Source organism: Salinibacterium sp. 10G20-15, assembly GCF_057365065.1.
This window is the reverse complement of record NZ_CP195118.1, coordinates 99,478-119,108: the sequence shown is the minus strand read 5'-3', so window position 1 is coordinate 119,108 and position 19,631 is coordinate 99,478. Positions and strand designations below refer to the sequence as shown.

The following is a 19,631-nucleotide window of genomic DNA, read 5'->3' as shown; positions in this document are numbered from 1 at the left end:
TGAGGCGTGTCTACACGTCTCTCTCAACTCTTTGTCCGCACGCTTCGCGAAGATCCCGTCGATGCTGAAGTAGCTAGCCACCGCCTTTTGGTGCGCGCCGGCTACATCCGTCGCCAGGCTCCCGGCGTTTTTGCATGGTTGCCTCTCGGTCTTAAAGTTCGCCGCAAGATCGAGGCGGTCATCCGTGAAGAACTCGAAGCGTTTGGCGCACAAGAAGTGTTGTTCCCGGCGCTGCTGCCGCGTGAACCCTACGAGCTCACGGGCCGCTGGACTGAGTATGGTGACGGAATTTTCCGCCTCAAAGACCGCAAAGATGCCGACTACCTGTTGGCGCCCACGCACGAAGAGGTTTTCACACTGCTCGTGAAAGACCTGTACTCGAGCTACAAAGACTTGCCACTCTCGATCTATCAGATTCAGGACAAGTACCGCGACGAGGCTCGTCCCCGTGCCGGTCTGCTGCGCGGCCGCGAGTTTTCGATGAAGGACAGCTACTCCTTCGATTACACGGATGCCGGTCTCGATCTGTCGTACCAGCAGCACCGTGATGCCTACGAGCGCATTTTCACTCGCTTGGGCCTCGAATACGTCATCGTTTCGGCGGATGCCGGCGCAATGGGGGGCTCGAAGAGCGAAGAGTTCCTGCACCCGACTCCCATCGGAGAAGACACCTTCGTGCGTTCGGCCGGTGGTTATGCGGCCAACGTCGAGGCCTACCGCACGACTCCGCCCGAGGCGCTGCCGATCGAGGGTCTGCCCGCACCGCTGGTTTTCGATTCGCCCAACACTCCCACGATCGACACCCTCGTTGCTCTCGCGAACGAGCAGCAGCCCCGCGCCGATCGCCCGTGGACGGCAGCCGATACCCTCAAGAACATCGTGCTCGCGCTCACCGCGATCGATGGCTCTCGCGAACTCGTCGTGGTTGGCCTTCCTGGTGACCGCGATGTCGACATGAAGCGCGCCGAAGTGGCGTTTGCTCCGGCTGAGGTTGAGCCCGCCACGGAGAAAGACTTTGCAGAGCTGGCCAAGCTTGAGGGCAACCCTGGCTTCGTCAAGGGTTACATTGGTCCGTGGTCGCCTGAGGGCGCTATCTTGGGCGAGAAGTCGGTTACCGGAGTGCGTTTCGTTCTTGACCCCCGGGTCGTCGACGGTACGCAGTGGATTACGGGCGCCAACGTTCATGAGAAACACGTTCTCGGTCTTGTGGCCGGTCGCGATTTTGTCGCGGACGGCACCGTGGAGGTGGCGGATGTCCGCGCCGGCGATCCTGCCCCTGACGGTAGCGGCCCCATCGAAACCGCTCGCGGCATGGAGATCGGTCACGTCTTCCAGCTCGGCCGCAAGTACGCCGAGGTTCTCGGGCTCAAAGTTCTCGATGAGAACGGCAAGCTCGTCACCGTCACGATGGGTTCCTATGGAATTGGTGTCACGCGGTTAATGGCGGCCATCGCCGAGACTACTAACGACGGCAAGGGCCTCCTCTGGCCCAAGAACATCAGCCCCTTCGACGTTCACATCGTCGCAGCGGGCAAGGATGCCGTGGTCTTCGAGACCGCAGAGACCCTGGTTGGTTCGCTTGAGGGCGCTGGCCTCGACGTTGTGTTCGATGACCGCCCCAAGGTCTCGCCCGGCGTCAAGTTCGGTGATGCTGAACTGTTGGGCGTTCCCATGATCGTGATTGTCGGTCGTGATGCGGCCAACGGAATGGTCGAGGTCTGGGATCGCGCTACTAACGAGCGCACGAGTACGCCGGTTGCCGACGTCGTCGCTGCACTCACCACATAAGCCAGCTAAACTAGCAAGTTCGGAGCCGCAGACGGTTCCGAGTCACAACCCCTAAATGAATATCGGAGGTCCTCAATGGATATCGACTTGAGCGTGCTGCGCATGATGGAGCGCGAGCGAGAGATACCGTTCGAAGAACTGGTGCAGATCATTGAGCAGGCGATTTTGAGCGCCTATCTCAAGCACGTTGAGGCTCCCGAAGGTAAGGCGGCAGAACTGCAGCCGACCGCTCGTGTTGTGCTCGACCGCAAAACCGGTCACGTCAGTGTGTGGGTGCCCGAGTATGACGACGAGGGTGCGGTCATTGGCGAAGCTGAGGACAGCCCCAGCGATTTCGGACGTATTGCCGCTTTTGCAGCAAAACAGGTCATCAACCAGCGCTTGCGCGACATCGGCGACGACAAGGTTCTCGGTGAATTCAAAGGTCGTGAGGGAGACATCGTCGCCGGCGTGATTCAGCAGGGTCCCAACCCGCGCATGATTCACATCGACCTCGGTGCCGTAGAGGCAATCATGCCTCCCGAAGAGCAGGTTCCCAGCGAGGAATACACCCACGGTGCGCGCATCCGCGTGTATGTCACTGCTGTGAACAAGGGAGACAAAGGGCCGCAAATTACGGTCAGTCGTACGCACCCCTCGCTCGTTCGCAAGCTGTTCGCTCTTGAGGTTCCTGAAATCGCCAGTGGACTCGTCGAAATCACGTCGGTTGCGCGCGAAGCTGGCCACCGTACCAAGATGGCGGTTCGCGCCACGGAAGCCGGCATCAACGCTAAGGGCTCGTGCATCGGTGAGCTCGGCCAGCGGGTCCGCGCTGTTACGGCAGAGCTCAACAACGAGAAAATCGACATTGTCGACTACTCAGAGAACCTGGCTGAGTTCGTTTCTAATGCGCTCTCGCCCGCGAAGGTGTCGAGCTCTTATGTGCTTGACGAGGCCACTAAAGCCGTGCGCGCTCTCGTTCCCGACTACCAGCTTTCCTTGGCGATCGGCAAGGAAGGACAAAATGCGCGACTGGCTGCCAAGCTCACCGGCGCGCGCATTGACATCCAACCCGACTCGATTCTCGACGACGAATAGTCGTTGGCCTGTAGTTGCCCCGCGACAGTGAGTTGCGGGGGTGACTGGGGCGGTTCCACGGTGGTCTGCGCTCGCGCTGGGCGCGGGGGAGTGCACGATTGCTGAGTAGGGGTATTATGGATGCAGTAAGAACGTGTGTTGGCTGTCGCGCAAGCGCCAGCAGATCCTCGTTACTGAGGGTAGTCGCATCTCACGGTGCGGTTGTGGCCGACCAATCGGCCACACTTCCGGGTCGCGGTGCGTGGCTCCATCCCACAACTTCGTGTTTTGAGTCTGCGGTCAAACGCAGGGCTTTCGCTCGTGCGTTGAAAGTGGAACCACCGCTAGATGCCGGAAAACTTCTTTCAGTGTTAGCTGAATATGAGGCGGGATGCCAACCGGCGTCCCCTAACGAACAGGCTGATTGACCTATGGACAACTAATGAGCGGCTCGAAATGAGTTCCGTCCGTAATTAGTGGTCTGCCCCTGTCTGGGAGCAGACCCAGACAGGAGAAAAGTGGCTGCAAAACCACGCGTACACGAAGTCGCCGCCGAAGCCGGCGTCGATAGCAAGGCCGCCCTCGCAAAGCTCAAAGAAATGGGCGAATTCGTCAAGGGCCCATCCTCGAGCATTGAGCCCCCCGTCGCCCGACGGTTGAAGGCTGCTCTTGAAGCTGACGCCGCAAAGGCGCCAGCAACAGAAGAGAAGCCGAAGGCTGCTCCGAAGGCCGCCGCGAAAGCTGCGCCCAAGCCCAAGACGCCCAGGCCAAGCGCTCCGACTCCGGCAGATGTCGTTGCCGATGCTCCGGCTGCCGCATCCGAGCCTGAACAAGCCCGTGAACCAGAAGAGGGAGCGGCTCCCGCTCCGTTGACGGTCGCCGAGCGTCAGGCTCAAGCGCTTGCAGCGGAGAAGGCTGCAGCAGCAGAGAAAGCATCCGCCGGCTCAGGCGCAAAGCCCAAGGGAGCATCAGACGCTCCGAGCCCGTCTTCAGTTCCGCGTCCGGGTACACCCCGTCCGGGAAACAACCCCTTTGCCTCTAATCAGGGAATGGGGCGTCCGGCACCCGCCGGAGGTGCAGGGTCGATTCCTCGTCCGGGCGCACCTCGCCCCGGCCTTCCTCGTCCGGGCGCACCTCGCCCCGGTGCACCTCGTCCTGGCGCTCCTCGTCCCGGTTCACCACGTCCTGGCGCTCCGCGTCCCGGCGGTCCCGGCCAAGGCCAACGACCCGGTGGATTCGGTCAGCGCCCCGGTGGTGCTGGCGGAGCCGGCGCGCGTCCGGGTGGGGCTGGTGGCGGATTCCGTCCCGGTGGTGCCCCCAACAACTTTGGTCCTAATCGCGCACCGGGAGGCGGCCGTGGTCGTGGCCCCGGCGGAGGTACCGCAGGTGCCTTCGGTCGCGGTGGTGGCAAGAGCAAGGCCCGTAAGTCGAAGCGGGCGAAGCGGGCAGAGTTCGAGCTGAGAGAGGCGCCATCGCTCGGTGGCGTCAGTGTTCCCCGCGGAAACGGTAAGGAAGTAATTCGCCTTCGTCGCGGTGCTTCAATCACCGACTTCGCCGACAAGATCGACACGAGTCCCGGAAATCTCGTTACCGTTCTGTTCCACTTGGGTCAGATGGCGACGGCCACTGAGTCTCTCGATGAAACAACTTTTGACATCCTCGGTGAAGAGCTGGGATTCAAAATCGAGATGGTCTCGCCGGAAGAAGAAGATCGCGAACTGCTTCTTGGCTTCGATATGGATCTCGACCAGGAGCGGGAAGACGAATCGGATGACGAGCTAGTCGTTCGCCCTCCCGTCGTCACGGTGATGGGTCACGTCGACCACGGTAAGACGAAGCTGCTTGACTCCATCCGTAGCGCCAATGTCGTTGCCGGCGAAGCTGGCGGAATCACGCAGCACATTGGTGCCTACCAGGTCGTCAAGGAGCATGAGGGCATCGAACGTCCGATTACCTTCATTGACACCCCGGGTCACGAGGCGTTCACCGCCATGCGTGCGCGTGGTGCTCAGGTTACCGACGTTGCAATCCTCGTCGTTGCTGCAGACGACGGAATCATGCCGCAGACGGTTGAAGCGCTCAACCACGCTCAGGCAGCCAACGTTCCGATCGTTGTCGCGATCAACAAGATCGATAAAGAAGGTGCCAACCCCGCAAAGGTTCGCCAGCAGCTCACCGAATTCGGCCTCGTTGCCGAAGAATACGGTGGAGACACGATGTTCATGGACGTTTCGGCGCTCAACAACGTGGGTATCACCGAGCTGCTTGATGCTGTGCTCCTGACGGCGGATGCCGGACTCGACCTGCGCGCAAACCCCAACAAGGATGCTCGTGGTGTTGCGATTGAAGCCAAGCTCGACAAGGGTCGCGGTGCTGTTGCTACCGTGCTCATCCAGTCGGGAACGCTTGAAGTGGGAGACCCCATTGTTGCGGGTACCGCTTACGGTCGCGTTCGTGCAATGTTCGACGAAAACGGCGAATCGGTTACTCATGCGGAGCCTTCGCGCCCCGTTGCAGTTCTCGGTCTGACCTCCGTACCCAAGGCCGGCGACGTGTTCTTGGTTACCGATGACGACCGTATGGCCCGCCAGATCGCCGAGAAGCGCGAAGCTGCAGAGCGCAACGCCCTGCTGGCTCGTAGCCGCAAGCGCATCAGTCTTGAGGACTTCACGAAGGCCCTCGAAGACGGCAAGGTCGAGTCGCTCAACCTCATCATCAAGGGTGACGTTTCGGGTGCTGTTGAAGCGCTCGAAGAGTCGCTCCTCAAGATCGAGGTCGACGACTCTGTGCAACTGCGCATCATCCACCGCGGTGTCGGTGCTGTTACCGAGAGCGACATCAACCTCGCAACGGTCGACAACGCCATCATCATTGGGTTCAACGTTCGTCCCGACCCGAAGGCACGCGAGCGTGCCGTTCGCGAAGGCGTTGACGTTCGTTTCTACTCGGTCATTTACGCCGCGCTCGAAGACGTCGAGGGCTCGCTCAAGGGCATGCTCAAGCCGGAATACGAAGAAGTGCAGTCGGGTGTCGCAGAGATCCGCGAGATCTTCCGTTCTTCCAAGGTCGGAAACATCGCCGGTGTTATCGTGCGCTCGGGAACGATCACGCGAAACGCCAAGGCTCGTGTCATTCGCGATGGAGTCGTCGTTGGCGACAACCTCGCTATCGACTCGCTGCGTCGTTTCAAGGATGACGTCACTGAGGTCCGTACTGACTACGAAGCCGGTATCGGCCTCGGCAAGTTCAACGACATTCAGGTCGGAGACGAGATCGAGACGATTGAAATGAAGGAAAAGCCGCGAGTCTAATCTCGTTGGCTTATGACGGCACCCCGGTCAGGAAGCGGAGCTACGCAGGCTCCGCAAGCTTCCTGACCGGGGTGCCGTCAACGCCTCAGCTAGTCTCGAGGCAGCGAAAGTTAGAGAAGGAGTAGAGATGGTCGACGCAGCTCGTGCCGCCAAAATGGCAGACCGCATCAAGGTGATCGTTGCCAAGACGCTTGAGCGTGGTATCAGGGACCCGCGCTTGGGTTTTGTGACCATCACCGACGTTCGGGTGACCGGCGACCTCCAGCACGCCTCCGTGTTCTATACGGTGTACGGCAGCGACGAAGAACGTGCCGAAAGTGCCGCCGCGCTGCAGTCGGCGACCGGGCTCGTGCGCCGCGAAGTGGGAAAGAACCTCACCGCGCGACTCACTCCGTCGATTCAGTTCATCGCCGATGGCATCCCTGAGAATGCGGCCCTCATTGACTCGCTCCTCACCGAAGCGCACAAGCGGGACGCTTCTGTTGAAGCGCTCAAGAAGACCGCTCAGTACGCGGGAGACGAAGACCCCTACGTGAAGCCGCGCGACATCGCGGCCGAAGAAGAGGCCGCTGGCTTCGACGACGACGAGGATGACGACGACGACGGTCACTACGTCAGCGGTAACGCTTAAGCGATCTCCTTTAGGCCGCCTAAGCGGTTTGGGCGCTCCTCGGTGGTCGCCCTAGGGCAGAACGTAGCCCGAGCCTTCGGCGACCGCGAGTCCGTCTTTCAGGAGCCCAGCCAGCGCGCGCTCTCGCTGGGCGGCATCCGCCCAGACCTGATCAATTTCGGCTGCCGTCACGGGGATATCGCTCGCGCGCAGCTCGGCGAGAATGAGCCCGCGCACCTGGCGATCCGAGCCTTCAAACTTCTTCTGCACGATCTGCTTCTTGCCCTCGTAGGCGGGGTAGCCCGCGGTACGCCACGCACAGAGATCGCGCACGGGGCATTGCTCGCATAGCGGCTTCTTGGCGGTGCAAACAAGAGCGCCGAGCTCCATAACGGCGGCGTTTGTTGCTTGAGCGGCAGCACGCTCCTCGGGAAGCAGCAGTTCCATCGCCGCGAGGTCGCGTTTGGTCGACGGAGGACCGGCCTCCCCGGCACCATTCACAGCTCGAGCGATGACTCGTCGCACATTGGTGTCGACCACCGGATGCCGGTGCCCGTACGCGAACGCGGCCACAGCCCGTGCGGTGTAGTCGCCGATGCCGGGCAAAGCCAGGAGGGTCGGCACATCGTCGGGCACCACGTTGTTGTGCTGCTCAGCGATCACGGTGGCCGCGGCATGCAGATTGAGGGCGCGTCGGGGATAGCCCAGGCGTTCCCACGCTCGCACCGCATCGCCGGGAGCAGAAGCAGCAAGCGCTGCGGGCGTCGGCCACCGCTCAAGCCACTGCTCGAGGCGAGGGATCACCCTCACCACGGGAGTCTGCTGCAGCATGATCTCGCTGACGAGAATGCCCCACGCGCCAAAACCGTCGTGGCGCCAGGGTAGGTCGCGCCCCGCGTCAGCAAACCACTCGCGAATGTGGCGCGAAAGTTCCGCGCGATCCGGCGCGGGTGCCGTAGCGGTCACTGCTGTGTCGCAGCGGCGAATCGCGCCACGGCGTCGTCGACGCTTAGAAAGTTGCCGGTGGCTTCAACATCGTGCACAAGCTCGACCATGAGCGCGTTCACAGGAGCCTCGCGACCACTTTCGTGCGCCGCTCGCACTACGGCACCGTTGAGGGCATCCACTTCGCTCGGTTGGCCGCGACGAATGCTCTGCAGGGTGGAGCCAGGGTTCGGGGTGCGGCCCATGCGCCGGCTCATCGCCCGCGGGAGGAGCTGGCCCACCCACAATGGTGAACTCGCAAGTTTGCGTAGGCGACGGTGGGAGACCCCTTGAAGGGTCTCGAAACGGATTCCTTGGGCGAGAGCGACCTTGACCGTCTCGCGCATGCTCGCGGTCATGATGCGACGCAGTCGGGCATCGGCGATGACCTGTTGCACGCTGAGTCCGGTAATGGCAGGCAGCGCGTTGACCTGATTGATGACAAGTTTGGTCCACTGAGCTCCGCGAAAGTTTGGCACGGCAAAGGTGGGCATGACGGTGTTGAGCACGTCAGCGGCGTAGCGAGCGGGTACGTCGTTGTCGCCGACCACGCCAAGGTAACTCGGGCCCGCAGCAGTCACGTGGATAGTGCCGGGGGAGAGGAACGAGGAGGCGAAGGTGGCGAGGCCGCCAATGATGTCTGATCGCGGCGAAGCGTGGGCAGTGGTCTCGAGGGAGTCGAGACCGTTCTGAAAGATGACGACAGGAATATCGCGCACAAAACGAATGTTGTCGCGAAGCGCTTGTTCTGCGTCGTGCGCTTTCGTGGCCACGATGACGAGTTCGTTGACCCGGCTAAGGGTTGCGGAGGCACGGACCCGGGAGAGGCTATCGCCCCATGCCCCGGTGAGGGTGAGGCCTGACTCTCGAATGGTGTGGAGGTGCGCGCCGCGTGCCGTGATTTCGACATCATTACCGGCACGTGCGAGTAATCCTGCAATTGCGCCGCCGACGGCACCTGCCCCAATAATGCCGATTCGCATAGCGGCAGTCTAGGCGCAGTGGATGAACATTTCTCGGGCGCCAGCCACAACGACACACGCGCCAAGCGTGCGTCAGAATTGGCTAAAGTTGATGGGCTACCCATCCGGGGTCGCCAGGGTGGAGGGAATCGCATGGCTAAACCGCCGCGCAATCCTGCCAGTGGAATCGTGTTCGTCGACAAACCACAGGGCATCACGAGCCACGGCGTTGTCGCGCGCGCCCGCAAGTCGATCGGCACTCGCAAAATCGGGCACGCCGGCACTCTCGATCCGATGGCAACAGGACTTCTCGTGCTTGGCGCCAACAATGCCACGCGACTACTCACCTACCTCGTCGGGCTGGATAAGCAGTACACCGCGACGATTCGTCTGGGAGCATCGTCCACTACCGACGACGCTGAGGGCGAGCTTTCAGAACGCGTGGATGCCGCGGCTCTCGCCGCTGTCAGCGACGAAGACATCGCACACGCCGTCGCCAACCTCACCGGAGCTATTTCGCAGCGCCCGAGTTCCGTCAGCGCCATCAAGGTCGATGGCAAGCGTGCGTACGCTTTGGCGCGCGCCGGTGAAGACGTCGTTCTCGCGGAGCGCACGGTCACTGTTTCTCGCTTCGACGTGCTCGAGATCGCGCGCGGAAAGTTCATCGATCTGAAGGTTCTGGTCGATTGTTCGTCGGGCACGTACATCCGGGCACTGGCTCGTGATCTTGGCGAGGCACTTACCCTCGGCGGGCACTTGACGGCGCTGCGCCGCACCAAAGTCGGCCCGTTCTCTGTGGAGAACGCGAGCGCCTTCGATTCTGACCTAGAGACGCAGCTGGTTGCTCCCGCCGTGGTAGCCGCCCAGCTCTTCGAGACGGTGCAGCTCGATGCTGAGCAGTCGAAAGATCTCTCCGACGGCAAGCGAATCGCTCTTGAACCGCAGCAGGGATCACCCATTGCCGCTCTCGCGCCCGATGGTCGCCTTCAGGGGCTCATCCACATCGTCGACGGGCGTGCCCGAGTTCTGTCGAATTTTCCGCCGGATGCGCAACCTCTCGAACCTCACGGGCATGCTGCTGCGGAGGGCGAGCCCGTTTCTGAGGAAGGAACCCCGAACAATGGTTGAGTGGTTTGTGTGGGTGCAAGTAGTCGTTGCGGTTGTGGCCGGAACCGCCGCTGTTATCGCAGGCTTTGCCAAGGTCGCCCCCAACGATTACTCCTTGGGCGCGACGCTTCTCGTTGAGGCGCTGCTGATCGTGCAACTGGTCATGGCTATCGTCTCGCCGTTCTTGGGCAACGTGGCCACCGGTAGTGCCCTTGAGTTCTGGATTTACCTGGTGTCGGCCATCCTGATCCCGCCCGCCGCGGTCATGTGGGGCCTCATCGAACGCAACCGCTGGAGCACCGTGATTCTGGGGGTCGCGTGTTTGTCGATCGCTGTAATGGTCTACCGCATGAGCCAGATCTGGTTTGTGCAGGTGGCCTAGCCAAGAGCGCCTAAAGTTGACAGGGATGACAAACACACGTTCTTCGACTGCCTCGGGTATTGGTCGAGTACTCATTGCCGTCTACGCCGTGATGGCGTTGGGCGCTACCGCGCGTTCGCTGTTTCAAATTGCGACGAAGTTTAACGAGGCTCCCTTCGCCTACCTTTTGTCGGCCGTAGCAGGCCTCGTGTATATCGTTGCTACTGTTGCGCTGATCCGTTCGGGGCGCACGTGGTATCGAGTTGCCGTTGTTGCGATCGTGTTTGAACTTGTGGGAGTTATCACCGTTGGCACGCTCAGTCTCGTGGATGCCGTGCTGTTCCCGGCAGACACCGTCTGGTCGGCTTTTGGGGCTGGTTACCTTTTCATCCCACTCGCTCTTCCCGTGCTTGGCCTTATCTGGCTGTACCGGGTACGTATCGCTGAGGGGCGTCGCTGATATGGATCTTTTCGAATCACTGGATGCCGTGCCCGAGTCGTACGGCCCGGTCGCCATCACGATCGGCAAATTCGACGGCGTGCACAGCGGTCATCGCGCCGTACTCGATCGTTTACGTGAGGTGGCGGCTGAGCGTGGTTTGCGTTCGGTCGTCGTTACTTTCGACCGCAACCCGATGAGCTTGCTGAACCCCGCTGCGTGCCCGCAGCCTTTGCTGAGTAAGGAACAAAAGCTTGAGCGTCTGGCCACGACTGAGGTCGACGGCTCGCTCGTGCTGACCTTTGACCGGGCGCTGAGCGAGGTCTCGGCCGAGGATTTCGTTTCGACGGTGCTCGCCGAGGCGCTCGATACGAAGGTTGTTCTTGTCGGTGCGGACTTCCGCTTCGGCGCTCGCGGCGCTGGCGACGTGGCATTACTGCGCGAACTGGGCAGAGTGTATGACTTTGAGGTGGTTGTGATCGAGGACATCGCTCTCGAGGAGGGCCGCCGGGTCTCTTCTACGTTTGTGCGCGAATTGTTGTCTGAAGGCCGGGTTGCTGAGGCTGCGCAGTTGCTCACGGCAGCTCACTCCGTGCGGGGTGTGGTGGTGCTCGGGCAGCAGCGCGGGCGCGAGCTCGGATATCCGACCGCCAATCTAGATCGCAATCTTGAAGGGTTTATTCCCGCCGACGGCGTCTATGCTGCATGGCTCGTTGTTGACGGAGTTCGATTCGCCGCCGCGGTCTCGATTGGCAACAACCCGACTTTTGACGGGGTGCCCGAGAAGCAAGTAGAAGCCCACGCTCTCGACCAAGATTTCGATATCTACGGCAAGCGAGTTGAGGTCGAATTTGTCGAGTATGTGCGCGGGATGGTGAAGTACACGACGGTAGACGCTCTCATTGAGCAAATGTGCTTGGACGAGGTCGCGGTGAGAGAAATCTTGGGCGTCCCAGAGAAAGAGACGCCCAAGAAATAGGTGAGCGGCTAGCCCTTGATGAGCTTGTCGAGCGGTACCTTCACACCGTTCTTGAGGTTCTCAACGATGTCATCGGGCACATCGCCGATGAGGGGTAGGTTGAGATCTTTCGCCCAGTTGGCGATGGTCTCGAGAATGGTGTCGGTGTCGAGTCCTTGCAGCGTCGGCTGGATGCCTTCCCAAATGGGCTCGAGAGCGTCGGTGTCGAGGCCCTTCCCCTGAACGAGGCCGCCGACGACGTCGCCGATGTCTCCGAGGTCGAATCCGCTGTTTCCCATGTGTGTCTCCCTGAGATGTCAACCGACACGAGTTGCCGGCGATACCCACCATCGTAGGGCTTAGTGTTTTTGCACCGTAGACTCGTGCGAATGATTACTCCCACGCGCACCCTCTGGAGGGGGCGCCTTCTCGCGCTTGCGGGCATCCTCTTCGTTGCCCTCAACGTGCGCACCGCGGTTGCCGCCATCTCGCCGATTATCGGCATCATTGAAAACGACATACCGATCTCTAGCCTCGGGCTTGGTGTGCTCGGGATGCTGCCTCCGATTGCCTTTGCGATCGCCGGACTTACTGCTCCGGCTCTCGCTCGCGCCCGCGGCCTCGACGCGAGTCTGCTGATTGCGGCGGCCTCCATGGTTGCTGGCTCTGCGCTTCGTGCGGTCAGTGACAACTACATTCTTTTGGCGCTTGGTAGCCTCATCGCGCTTGCAGGTATGGGCGTCGGTAACGTGTTGCTGCCTCCGGCGGTGAAGAAGTACTTCCCGGACCGTCTCGCGACGGTGACCGGTGGTTACGTCATGCTCATCTCCTTGGGTGCCGCCATCCCCGCCTTCTTCGCGGCTCCGGTGGCGGAGGTCGCTGGGTGGCGGGCATCCGTCGCCGTGTGGGCAGTGCTCGCGCTCACGGCCTTCTTCCCGTGGCTTGTGCTCACACTGCGCGGGCGACGAGCTAAACGAAACGCCGCGCGTGACGCGACAGTGGTGCCCGTGGCATCCAGCATCTCGGTGTGGGCTGTGGCCCGGTCGCGTACGGCGTGGGCAATTACGATCACGTTTGGCGTCTCGTCGATCGGGTTCTACTCGTTCTTCGCGTGGCTACCGGAAATTCTCATTGAGTCTGCAGGATTCTCGCCCGTCGATGCGGGGGCAACGCTCTCACTCTTCGGGCTCATCGGGATTCCTTTGGGTATTCTGAGCCCAATTTTGGCCAGCAAGATCTCAAACATCGGTGCCGTTATTGCCGGAGGAGTTTTCATCGGCGTTCTTGGTTACCTCGGTCTCGCCCTGATCCCGACGACATTGACGTGGGTGTCTGTCGTGCTCGTCGGTCTGAGTACGATTCTGTTTCCTCTGTGCCTTGTGCTGATTAACCTGCGCACCCGCAGCCATCAGGGATCAGCGGCGCTGAGTGGTTTCGTGCAGAGCGTCGCCTACTCCGTGGCAGCACTCGGCCCCTTCGCCGTTGCGCTCGTGCGTGAAGTAAGTGGTGGCTGGTTCTGGCCGCTGATGTTCTTGCTCGTCTCGAGCTTGCTGGCGCTCATCAGTGCCGTAATGCTGGCGCGCCCGAGCTTCGTCGAAGACGAACTAGGGATTGCTGTAGCGGCGCTCGAGGACTAGCTCGAGCTGAGTGCAGACGTGCTCAGTCGCTCCGGGTGATGCACGAGAGCGGCAGCGCCGATTAACGGGCCATCGCTGGAGAGCCCGGATGCCACGACGCGCACCTTCGTGATGAAGGGGAACGGTGCGCGGTCGGTGATCGCTTCGGCAACGAGGTCGATGTAGTCGGCGGCCACGTGCGAGAAGCCGCCGCCGATGGCGACGAGTTCAAGATCAACGAGGGCCGTTGCTGACGCAATTCCGTGGCCGACGGCACGAGCCGAACGACGTACGGCGCTGATCGCGATGTCGTTCCCGGCGGCGTAGTCTGCGGCAAGTTCTTCACCGGTCGAGCCGGTCCACCCCTGAGCCTGCGCCCATTCGACAGTTTTGGGGCCAGAGGCAACCGCCTCGACACAGCCGGTTCCGCCGCAGCCGCACACGACGGTTTCTCCGCCGACTTCGACGTGACCGAAGTGGCCGCCGTTGCCGGTGGGGCCGTCGATGAGCTGGTTGTCAAGAATGAGACCGCCGCCAACGCCGGTCGAGACGACCATGCCCATGAAGTACTTCACTCCTTGAGCGGCACCAATCCAGTGTTCGGCCAGGGCGATGCAGTTGCCGTCGCCGCGAAGGGCAACCGAAGTGCCGGGGAGCTCTGCTTCGACGAGCGCGCGCACGCCGTAGTCGCGCCAGGCGGGCAAGTTGAGGGGGGATACTTCGCCGCGCGATACCGAAATGGGGCCGGCGCTACCGATGCCGACGCCGAGGAGTTCAGCGCCTTCGGGCAGGGCGGCGGTCGACTGGCGCACGACCGTGCGCACACTCTCGGCGAGTTGCTCGCTCGACGATGCGCGGCCCGTGGGCGCGCGGAAGCGGCTTGTCGCAAGGACGACACCGTTCGGGTCGACGAGGGCAGCCTCGACTTTGGTTCCGCCAATATCAATGGCGAGGGCATAGCGATTCGATGTGGTGGTGGTCACGGCATCCACCTTATGGGGTGCAGGGGGAGTGCTGCGCCCACAGACCCGCGTTCGTGTGGTGTTCAGGTTCGGGGTGTTGGCTGCGCATGTGCGCACTCGCTGCTCCCTGTGTCTGCTCATGTGAGCAAGCGCTACTGCATATGTTGCAGCACGGTGTGCAGGACTCTATCGTTGAGGGAGGAGGCAGCAGTGGATGAATCAACCGAGCTATTGGCCGTGCGCGTTGCCGAGCTCTACTACGAAGAGAACAAGACTCAAGATGAAGTCGGCGCTCTTCTCGGTATAACCCGCTGGAAAGTGGGCCGCCTTCTTACCCGCGCCCGTGAAGCCGGCATCGTCCGGATCGAGATCATTCACCCCCGCGCCCGTCGGCTGGATGTCGAACGCCAGCTGAGAGACCGCTTCGGTCTCAAAGACGCGGTCGTTGTTCCGCTGCCCGCCGACGACGAAGAAGTCAACCCTCGCGTGGCCCAAGCGGCTGCCGATTACTTGGCTGCCGTTCGTCCCGTGCCTCGCACTCTCGGCGTGAGCTGGGGTCGCACACTCGATGAGGTTGCTCGCTTACTTGCTCCCGGCTGGACCGTGGGCGTGCAGGTTGTGCAGATCAATGGTGGTGTGAGCCTCAACAGCAAGCAAGGCACCGCCGCCCAAACTGCCGTCACGATTGCGCAGAAGGGGCACGGTCAAGCGACGCTGCTGCCGATCCCCGCGATTCTGGAGCAGGTCGAAACGAAGCGTGCGATTGAGCGCGACCGGGCTGTGGCGAGCGTTCGTGCTCTGGGTGCTTCGGCATCCGCCTACTTGTATAGCGCCGGTGTTGCCGGTGCTAGTTCGGTTCACGTCGATAGTGGCTACCTGAGCGAGAGCGATGTCGATGACCTCGTCGCTAAGGGGGCCGTGGGCGATGTAGTTGGTCGCTACATCAACAGTGCAGGCAAGATCGTCGACTCTGCTCTGGATGAGCGCACTGTCGGTCTCGGTCTTGACGAGCTTCGTGCTGCCGAGCACGCAATTTTTGTCGTCGCTGGCGACGCTAAACATGACGTCGCGCGCGCCGTCGTTACCAGTGGGTTGTGTTCCGTCATCGTCACCGATGAGGCCACCGCTCACGCCCTTCTGGAGGAAACAACATGACAATCGACAAGGCCATCGCGCTCGCTCCTGCTGAGCGCGCGGTCAACCTCATCGGCTCAGATCTGACCGAGAAGTCACTCAAGCTGCACCTCGAGGGGCTCTCGGGCGTCGACGCGGTCGGGCTTGAGCAGCGTGCTGCGGGGCTGGGCACGCGATCGATCAAGACCACGTCAAAGGCCTGGGCTCTCGATACCATCATCAAGCTCATCGACCTCACGACGCTCGAGGGTGCAGACACCCCCGGCAAGGTTCGCTCGCTCGCCGCGAAAGCCATGCTGCCCGACCCCACGGATGCCTCGACCCCGCAGGTTGCAGCAGTGTGCGTCTATGGCGACATGGTTCCCTACGCGGCAGATGCCCTGGGCTCGGCCTGGTCGAACGGCTCAGACAACGGAATCAACGTTGCCGCCGTCGCCACCGCGTTCCCGAGCGGACGCTCATCGCTGCCGATCAAGATCATGGACACCAAAGAAGCCGTCGCCAATGGCGCGGACGAAATCGACATGGTCATCGACCGTGGCGCCTTCCTCTCCGGCAAGTACGGTGTCGTCTTCGATCAGATCGTGGCCGTCAAGGAGGCCTGCCGCCGCGAGAACGGTACCTACGCTCACCTCAAGGTGATCTTGGAAACCGGTGAACTCAACACCTACGACAACGTGCGCAAAGCCTCGTGGCTGTCGATCCTGGCCGGCGGAGACTTCATCAAGACGTCAACCGGAAAGGTGTCGCCGGCAGCGACCCTGCCCGTCACGCTGCTCATGCTTGAGGTTGTGCGCGACTGGCACCTGCTCACCGGCGAAAAGATCGGTGTGAAGCCTGCTGGCGGCATCCGAAGCTCCAAAGATGCCATCAAGTACCTCGTGACCGTTGCAGAGACCGTGGGCGAGGAATGGCTTCAGCCGCACCTCTTCCGCTTCGGCGCATCGAGTCTCCTCAATGACGTGCTCTTGCAGCGTCAGAAGCTCACCACCGGCCACTACTCCGGCCCCGACTACGTCACGATTGACTAAGGCACACCATGACTGAGAATGACAAAGCAGTGAGCGCGAAGGCCCCGAGCTTTCTCGACTACGCTCCCGCCCCCGAATCAACGTCGGTTTTGCACCTGAAGAAGCACTACGGTCTCTTCATCGATGGTGAGTTTGTGGATGGTCGCGGCGACGCGTTCACCACGATCTCCCCGGCGACCGAGAAGGAGATCGCCTCGATCTCCAACGCCAACAACGCCGATGTGGATGCCGCTGTCGCCGCAGCTCGCAAGGCCTACGACCGCACCTGGTCGAAGCTCTCGGGCGCAGACCGCGGTAAGTACCTCTTCCGCATCGCTCGCCTCGTGCAAGAGCGAGCTCGCGAGCTTGCCGTTGCCGAGAGCCTCGACAACGGAAAGCCGATCAAGGAGAGCCGTGACGTTGACGTGCCTCTCGTTGCTGCGTGGTTCTTCTACTACGCCGGCTGGGCCGACAAGCTCGACTACGCCGGTCTCGGACCGAACCCGCAGTCGCTCGGTGTTGCCGCTCAGGTGATCCCGTGGAACTTCCCGTTGCTCATGCTCGCGTGGAAGATTGCTCCGGCGCTCGCCGCAGGAAACACTGTCGTGATCAAGCCGGCAGAAACCACGCCGCTGAGCGCGATGATCTTTGCCGAGATCCTGCAGCAGGCTGACCTGCCCAAGGGTGTCGTCAACATCGTTACCGGCGCGGGAGACACGGGCCAGGCCCTCGTCAACCACCCGGATGTCAACAAGGTTGCCTTCACCGGTTCGACCGGCGTTGGTCGGGCAATCGCCAAGTCGGTTGCGGGAACGGGCAAGAAGGTCACCCTCGAACTCGGTGGCAAGGCCGCGAACATCGTCTTCGATGATGCTCCGATCGACCAGGCCATCGAAGGAATCGTCAACGGCATCTTCTTCAACCAGGGTCACGTCTGCTGTGCAGGTTCGCGCCTTCTGGTTCAAGAGAACATCCACGACGAGGTCGTCGATCGCCTCAAGGCGCGACTCTCGACGTTGCGCCTGGGAGACCCGCTCGACAAGAACACCGACATCGGTGCGATCAACTCCAAAGCTCAGCTCGACCGCATCCGCGAACTCAGCAACGTCGGCGAAGCAGAAGGCGCCGAGCGCTGGACCGCCGACTGCGCGATCCCCGAGAACGGTTTCTGGTTCGCTCCGACCATCTTCACGAACGTCTCGACCTCGAGCCGTATCGCTCGCGAAGAGGTCTTCGGGCCGGTTCTGAGCGTTCTGACGTTCCGCACCCCGGCCGAGGCCATCGCCAAGGCCAACAACACCCCCTACGGGCTGTCTGCGGGCATCTGGAGCGACAAGGGCTCGCGCATCCTCGCTGTGGCTGACAAGCTGCGCGCCGGCGTCATCTGGGCCAACACGTTCAACCGTTTCGATCCTGCGTCGCCGTTCGGTGGCTACAAGGAGAGTGGCTACGGCCGCGAGGGTGGCCGTCACGGACTGGCCGCTTACCTAGAATCCGCCGGATGGGCCGCGCCCGCCGTCACGAAAGGTGGCAAGAAATGACCCGTCTCACGGTTCCTAAGACCTACAAGCTCTACATTGGTGGCAAGTTTCCGCGCAGCGAAAGCGGCCGCACCTATGAAGTGACGACCAAGAAGGGTGCGTTTCTCGCGAATGCCTCGCTCGCTAGCCGCAAGGATGCTCGGGATGCAGTTGTTGCAGCCCGTGCGGCCGTCAACGGTTGGTCGGGCGCCACGGGCTACAACCGCGGCCAGGTGCTGTACCGCATTGCGGAGCTCTTGGAGGGTCGTCGCGAGCAGTTCGTCGACGAGCTCATGGCGACCGAATCACTCTCGAAGTCGGCGGCGACCACTCAGGTCGACACCGCTATCGATGCGTGGGTGTGGTACGCCGGTTGGGCTGACAAGTACGTGCAGGTTGCCGGAAATGGAAACCCGGTGTCTGGCCCGTACTTCAACCTCTCGACTCCCGAGCCCAGTGGCGTCATCGCCATCGTTGCCCCGCAGGACTCGTCGTCGTTGCTGGGCCTCGTGAGCGTGATCGCTCCGGCTCTCGTCAGCGGTAACACCGTTGTCGTCGTCGCCCACCAGAACGCTCCGCTCAGTGCGATCAGCCTCTCTGAGGTTCTCGCTACGAGTGACGTTCCCGGGGGAGTCGTCAACATCCTCACGGGCTCGCCCGCCGAGATCGCGCCGTGGCTTGCGAGCCACGCGGATGTCAATGGTCTCGACCTTGCCGGAGCAGAACAGCTCGAGTGGGTTGACCTTCAAATCGCGGCTGCCGACACGCTCAAGCGCGTCTCAGGCCCGGTCGTGGGAGTTCCCGCACCATCCATCGAACGCATCGTTCAGTGGACCGAAACGAAGACGGTCTGGCACACGAAGTCTCTGATTTAGCCGAGAGGTGTGGCGTGGGGGTTGCCCAGCGCGCGTATCTACGGATACTTGCTGAGTAATGATTTTTTCACGCCACACTCCCTCTCGTATCGCCAGCGGATTCTTTGCCCTTCTTCTCGCGATTTTCTTAGTCCCCGTCGCTGCTGCTGCCCCCGCTTCAGCTGCCGAGGCTGACACTATCCACGGTCTTGTTAATCAGGCCCGGTGGGATAACGGTCAGCAGGGACTCATCCGCAATGCGGACATGGACGCCGTCGCTCTGGCCTGGGCCAAGAAGATGGCGGCGAGCAGCACGATGTCGCACAACCCCGATTACTCCACGCAGATTCCAGCGGGCTGGCGTTCTGCCGGAGAGAATGTGGCGCAGGGGTATCGCACGGCTCAGGCCATGCACGATGGCTGGATGTCGTCTCAGGGCCATCGGGAGAACATTCTGGGGGACTTCACCGACATCGGAATCGCGTTCTATTCGAGCGGGGGAACGACGTGGGGCGTGCAGGTGTTTGCCACCTACCCCGGCCACACCGGTCCGGACGCTCCCGCCGCTACAGCGCCGGAGCCAGAGTCAGAGCCGGCTGATGATCCGAGTGAAACAGCAACTCCGACCCCTACGGCAACGCCGAGCGCGAGCGATTCAACGGAATCGTCCTCGGGCTCGGATGGGTCCTCCGACAGCTCGGCTGGCGAAGGCACTGTAGGGCAAGTTGATGCTGATGCAGCGCCGACACTCACTCAAGCCGAATTGCAAGCCAGCGTGTACGGCGCTAAACCCGACTACACCTGGATCGCGTGGACGATCTTCTTCAGCATCCTTGCCCTCGGTGGTGGCGCTTGGTTTCTGTTCTGGCGTCGGCTCTCGTCACGCCGGCCCGTCGGTCGTCGCGCTCGCCCGTAGGGCGGCAGCGGCGGATACCGAGCTAACTGTGCGCTACCTCCCA

The 19,631-nt window shown here is 61.8% G+C and carries 19 protein-coding genes; 15 read left to right on the top strand and 4 right to left on the bottom strand.

The genetic code is table 11. The features are described 5' to 3' along the window. Nucleotides 1–6 precede the first annotated feature (6 nt). The 5 genes from ACR3YK_RS00585 (at nt 7) to rbfA (ending at nt 6,786) form a co-directional block, all read left to right on the top strand. Nucleotides 7–1,788 (top strand): proline--tRNA ligase, encoded by a 1,782-nt coding sequence (locus ACR3YK_RS00585; protein WP_486175331.1) that lies wholly within the window; start codon nt 7–9, stop codon nt 1,786–1,788. A 75-nt stretch (nt 1,789–1,863) separates the two neighbouring features. Continuing rightward, nucleotides 1,864–2,865 carry a transcription termination factor NusA gene (nusA, locus tag ACR3YK_RS00580; protein ID WP_486175330.1) on the top strand — a complete coding sequence of 334 codons (1,002 nt, stop codon included), beginning with the start codon at nt 1,864–1,866 and terminating at the stop codon, nt 2,863–2,865. A gap of 116 nt (nt 2,866–2,981) precedes the next feature. After that, nucleotides 2,982–3,272 (top strand): YlxR family protein, encoded by a 291-nt coding sequence (locus ACR3YK_RS00575; protein ID WP_486175329.1) that lies wholly within the window; start codon nt 2,982–2,984, stop codon nt 3,270–3,272. A gap of 90 nt (nt 3,273–3,362) precedes the next feature. Then, on the top strand, nt 3,363–6,155 hold the full coding sequence (gene infB / locus ACR3YK_RS00570; RefSeq protein ID WP_486175328.1) for a translation initiation factor IF-2: 2,793 nt from the start codon (nt 3,363–3,365) through the stop codon (nt 6,153–6,155). Nucleotides 6,156–6,282: 127 nt separating this feature from the next. Then, entirely contained in the window at nt 6,283–6,786 is a 504-nt protein-coding gene (gene rbfA / locus ACR3YK_RS00565; RefSeq protein ID WP_486175327.1) for a 30S ribosome-binding factor RbfA, read from the top strand. Nucleotides 6,787–6,837: 51 nt separating this feature from the next. On the opposite strand, the gene ACR3YK_RS00560 is transcribed toward rbfA, so the two are convergent. After that, nucleotides 6,838–7,731 (bottom strand): HhH-GPD family protein, encoded by an 894-nt coding sequence (locus ACR3YK_RS00560; RefSeq protein WP_486175326.1) that lies wholly within the window; start codon nt 7,729–7,731, stop codon nt 6,838–6,840. Beyond that, nucleotides 7,728–8,732, bottom strand: a complete 1,005-nt coding sequence (locus ACR3YK_RS00555; RefSeq protein ID WP_486175325.1) for a ketopantoate reductase family protein — start codon at nt 8,730–8,732, stop codon at nt 7,728–7,730. The genes ACR3YK_RS00560 and ACR3YK_RS00555 overlap by 4 nt, the downstream gene beginning before the upstream one ends. Nucleotides 8,733–8,864: 132 nt before the next feature. Here ACR3YK_RS00555 and truB point away from each other — a divergent pair, with 132 nt between their 5' ends. The 4 genes from truB to ACR3YK_RS00535 are packed head-to-tail and all read left to right on the top strand — an operon-like array spanning nt 8,865 to nt 11,597. Next, nucleotides 8,865–9,839, top strand: coding sequence for a tRNA pseudouridine(55) synthase TruB (gene truB / locus ACR3YK_RS00550; protein WP_486175324.1), 975 nt, complete (start codon nt 8,865–8,867; stop codon nt 9,837–9,839). Beyond that, entirely contained in the window at nt 9,832–10,200 is a 369-nt protein-coding gene (locus tag ACR3YK_RS00545; RefSeq protein ID WP_486175323.1) for a hypothetical protein, read from the top strand. The genes truB and ACR3YK_RS00545 overlap by 8 nt, the downstream gene beginning before the upstream one ends. 25 nt (nt 10,201–10,225) lie before the next feature. Continuing rightward, entirely contained in the window at nt 10,226–10,639 is a 414-nt protein-coding gene (locus ACR3YK_RS00540) for a hypothetical protein (protein ID WP_486175322.1), read from the top strand. A gap of 1 nt (nt 10,640) precedes the next feature. After that, nucleotides 10,641–11,597: a bifunctional riboflavin kinase/FAD synthetase gene (locus ACR3YK_RS00535; protein WP_486175321.1), complete on the top strand. Its 957-nt coding sequence runs from the start codon at nt 10,641–10,643 to the stop codon at nt 11,595–11,597. Between the two features lie 8 nt (nt 11,598–11,605). Here ACR3YK_RS00535 and ACR3YK_RS00530 read toward each other — a convergent pair whose 3' ends face one another. Further along, nucleotides 11,606–11,875, bottom strand: coding sequence for a hypothetical protein (locus ACR3YK_RS00530; RefSeq protein WP_341620817.1), 270 nt, complete (start codon nt 11,873–11,875; stop codon nt 11,606–11,608). 90 nt (nt 11,876–11,965) lie between these two features. Here ACR3YK_RS00530 and ACR3YK_RS00525 point away from each other — a divergent pair, with 90 nt between their 5' ends. Beyond that, entirely contained in the window at nt 11,966–13,213 is a 1,248-nt protein-coding gene (locus ACR3YK_RS00525) for an MFS transporter (protein WP_486175320.1), read from the top strand. Here the strand turns inward: ACR3YK_RS00525 and ACR3YK_RS00520 are convergent. Next, nucleotides 13,210–14,175, bottom strand: coding sequence for an ROK family protein (locus ACR3YK_RS00520; RefSeq protein WP_486175319.1), 966 nt, complete (start codon nt 14,173–14,175; stop codon nt 13,210–13,212). The genes ACR3YK_RS00525 and ACR3YK_RS00520 overlap by 4 nt on opposite strands. A gap of 189 nt (nt 14,176–14,364) precedes the next feature. Between ACR3YK_RS00520 and ACR3YK_RS00515 the strand changes: the two genes are divergently transcribed. Genes ACR3YK_RS00515 through ACR3YK_RS00495 form a run of 5 tightly spaced genes read left to right on the top strand, consistent with a single transcriptional unit; the run spans nt 14,365 to nt 19,588 of the window. Next, nucleotides 14,365–15,309, top strand: coding sequence for a sugar-binding transcriptional regulator (locus ACR3YK_RS00515; RefSeq protein ID WP_341620820.1), 945 nt, complete (start codon nt 14,365–14,367; stop codon nt 15,307–15,309). Continuing rightward, nucleotides 15,306–16,319 (top strand): deoxyribose-phosphate aldolase, encoded by a 1,014-nt coding sequence (deoC, locus tag ACR3YK_RS00510; protein ID WP_486175318.1) that lies wholly within the window; start codon nt 15,306–15,308, stop codon nt 16,317–16,319. Before ACR3YK_RS00515 ends, deoC begins: the two co-directional genes overlap by 4 nt. A gap of 8 nt (nt 16,320–16,327) precedes the next feature. Further along, complete coding sequence (locus ACR3YK_RS00505; RefSeq protein ID WP_486175317.1) at nt 16,328–17,839, top strand: aldehyde dehydrogenase family protein; 1,512 nt, start codon at nt 16,328–16,330, stop codon at nt 17,837–17,839. Next, nucleotides 17,836–18,693, top strand: a complete 858-nt coding sequence (locus tag ACR3YK_RS00500) for an aldehyde dehydrogenase family protein (RefSeq protein ID WP_341620823.1) — start codon at nt 17,836–17,838, stop codon at nt 18,691–18,693. Before ACR3YK_RS00505 ends, ACR3YK_RS00500 begins: the two co-directional genes overlap by 4 nt. A 58-nt stretch (nt 18,694–18,751) precedes the next feature. Then, nucleotides 18,752–19,588, top strand: coding sequence for a CAP domain-containing protein (locus ACR3YK_RS00495; RefSeq protein ID WP_486175316.1), 837 nt, complete (start codon nt 18,752–18,754; stop codon nt 19,586–19,588). Nucleotides 19,589–19,631: the final 43 nt, after the last annotated feature.